A 2,581-nucleotide genomic window follows, 5' to 3' on the forward strand; every position below is an offset into this window, starting at 1 on the left:
TGTTGCCGCTGACCGAAAACTGACCCAGTAGAGGCTCTTCTGCCGACTGAAAACTGACCCAGGTGTTCAACTGCTTCTGCTCACTTTTCGAGCAGGAGAACACAGGGTGATCAGCATGGAAATGTTGGGAAAAATCCGGCGGATGTACTTCCGCGACAAGCTCTCGCTGCATCAGATAGCCAAGCGTACCGGGCTGTCGAGAAACACCATCCGAAAATGGGTCAGAGCGCCCGAAGCCATTCAGCCAGCGTACCAACGGTGCGCAACCTTCAATAAGCTCAGCCCTTTTCACGAGACCCTGGAGCAGGCGCTCAAGGCCGATTCGTTCCGGCCAAAACACAACCGCAGGAGCGCCAAAGCACTTTTTGAGCAGATCAAAGCCGAGGGTTATGACGGCGGTTACAGCCAGCTCACGGCGTTTGTGCGCTCTTGGCGAGGCGAGCAAGGCAAGTCTTTACGCGCTTTTGTACCGCTGACGTTTGCGCTCGGTGAGGCCTTTCAATTTGACTGGAGCGAAGAAGGTCTGCTGATCGGTGGTCTTTTTCGACGTATCCAGGTCTCCCACATGAAGCTGTGTGCCAGCCGCGCATTCTGGTTAGTTGCGTACCCCAGCCAAGGCCACGAGATGCTGTTTGATGCCCACACCCGTTCGTTTGGAGCGTTGGGTGGTGTGCCGCGTCGCGGCATCTACGACAACATGAAAACGGCTGTCGACAAGGTCAACAAAGGCAAAGGGCGCACGGTCAACGCCCGGTTTTCCGTGATGTGCGCGCACTATCTGTTCGATCCGGACTTCTGCAACGTGGCCTCTGGCTGGGAAAAAGGCATCGTCGAAAAGAACGTTCAGGACAGCCGGAGGCGAATCTGGCTCGATGCTCAAAACTGTATGTTTCACACCTTCGAGGAACTGAATGTCTGGCTCGGCCAACGTTGTCGGTCGCTCTGGAGCGAACTGGTGCATCCGCAGTACAACGGGCTGACGGTGGCCGAGGTCTTAGAGCTGGAGCAGGTCGAAATGATGCCAATGCCGACGGCATTTGATGGCTACGTCGAGCGTACCGTGCGGGTCTCCAGCACCTGCCTGATCAGCGTGGCGCGAAATCGCTATTCAGTGCCATGTGAGCGCGTCGGCCAGTGGGTCAGTAGCCGTTTGTACCCTTCGCGGATCGTGGTCATTGCTGACGAAACGGTGATCGCCAGTCACGAGCGCCTCTTTGATCGAGATCAGGTCAGTTTTGACTGGCAGCACTACATCCCACTCATCGAACGCAAGCCTGGTGCATTGCGCAACGGTGCGCCATTTGCTGATCTGCCAAAACCGTTACGGCTTCTCAAACGAGGACTGAGGCGTCACACCAACGGTGATCGAATCATGATGCAGGTACTGGCTGCTGTGCCAATTGCGGGGCTCGAACCTGTGCTGGTGGCGGTGGAGCTGGTACTTGAATCGGGAAGTCTGAGCGCCGATCACATCCTCAATGTCCTTGCCCGCCTGACCTCCACCGCACTACCTCCCAGTGTAGAAACCAGCCTGCAACTCAAGGTCGCGCCTGTTGCCAATACAGCACGCTACGACCGGCTCCGTGCGACCGATGAGGAGAATCGCAATGCGTGACCTAATGACTGAACTCAAAGAACTTCGCCTGCACGGCATGGCCAGTGCTTGGGAAGAACTGGTCTCTCAAGGAACAGCGTCGACGGCTTCATCGAAATGGCTGCTGGAACATCTGCTTCAGCAGGAACATGCGGATCGCGCGGTGCGCTCGGTGAATCATCAGATGAACATGGCAAAACTCCCCATGCACCGTGACTTAGCTGGCTTTGACTTCAGCGCTTCCAGCGCTGATGCCCGGCTGGTCAGCGATCTATCCAGCTTAGCGTTCACTGAAACGGCGCAGAATGTCGTGTTCATTGGCGGCCCTGGAACCGGGAAAACACACCTGGCCAGTGCCTTGGCTGTATCCGGAATCACGGCCCACAACAAACGCGTGCGCTTCTTTTCCACGGTGGATCTGGTGAATCTGCTGGAGCGTGAGAAGTACGATGGCAAGGCAGGGCGAATCGCCCAGGGACTGCTTCGCACAGACCTGGTGATACTGGATGAGCTGGGATATTTGCCCTTTAGCCAAAGCGGCGGTGCCCTGTTATTTCACCTGCTGTCCAAACTGTACGAACACACCAGCGTGGTCATCACCACCAACCTCAGCTTCTCGGAATGGTCGAGTGTGTTTGGCGACGCCAAGATGACCACCGCGTTGTTGGATCGGCTGACACATCACTGCCACATCGTCGAAACGGGCAACGAGTCCTACCGCCTACAACACAGCACCTTGGCCGCCCAGACAAAGATCAAGTCACGGGAACGAAAGCGCAAGGACGGAGATGATGTCGAGGACGATGAGCCATTTTGATCCGCACCATAAATACCCTGCTGCATGCCTACATGCGGTGGGGGTTGATGCGTCTTGAATCGGCCCACTGCTGCTAAGCTTATCCACAATTGCTGGGACAGAAATCAGCAATCCGTCCTGGGTCAATTTTCAATCGGCAGGGTGGGTCAGTTTTCAATCAGCGCCAACAG

General features: G+C 56.2%; 2 protein-coding genes. Both read left to right on the plus strand.

Translation table 11 applies throughout. From position 1 onward, the window contains the following. Positions 1 to 115 precede the first annotated feature (115 nt). Entirely contained in the window at positions 116 to 1,615 is a 1,500-nt protein-coding gene (gene istA / locus TU74_RS22820; protein ID WP_102619021.1) for an IS21 family transposase, read from the plus strand. Continuing rightward, the gene (istB, locus tag TU74_RS22825; protein ID WP_029241171.1) at positions 1,608 to 2,411 is read left to right on the plus strand and encodes an IS21-like element ISPsy20 family helper ATPase IstB; all 804 of its coding nucleotides are present in this window, start codon (positions 1,608 to 1,610) and stop codon (positions 2,409 to 2,411) included. The genes istA and istB overlap by 8 nt, the downstream gene beginning before the upstream one ends. Positions 2,412 to 2,581 lie beyond the last annotated feature (170 nt).

The organism is Pseudomonas lundensis, from assembly GCF_001042985.1.
GTDB classification, from domain to species: Bacteria; Pseudomonadota; Gammaproteobacteria; order Pseudomonadales; family Pseudomonadaceae; genus Aquipseudomonas; species Aquipseudomonas lundensis.

Bases quoted from the DNA above. Each gene is read 5' to 3' on its own strand.
- istA (WP_102619021.1), top strand. From the start codon at position 116: ATGGAAATGTTGGGAAAAATCCGGCGGATGTACTTCCGCGACAAGCTC.
- istB (WP_029241171.1), top strand. From the start codon at position 1,608: ATGCGTGACCTAATGACTGAACTCAAAGAACTTCGCCTGCACGGCATG.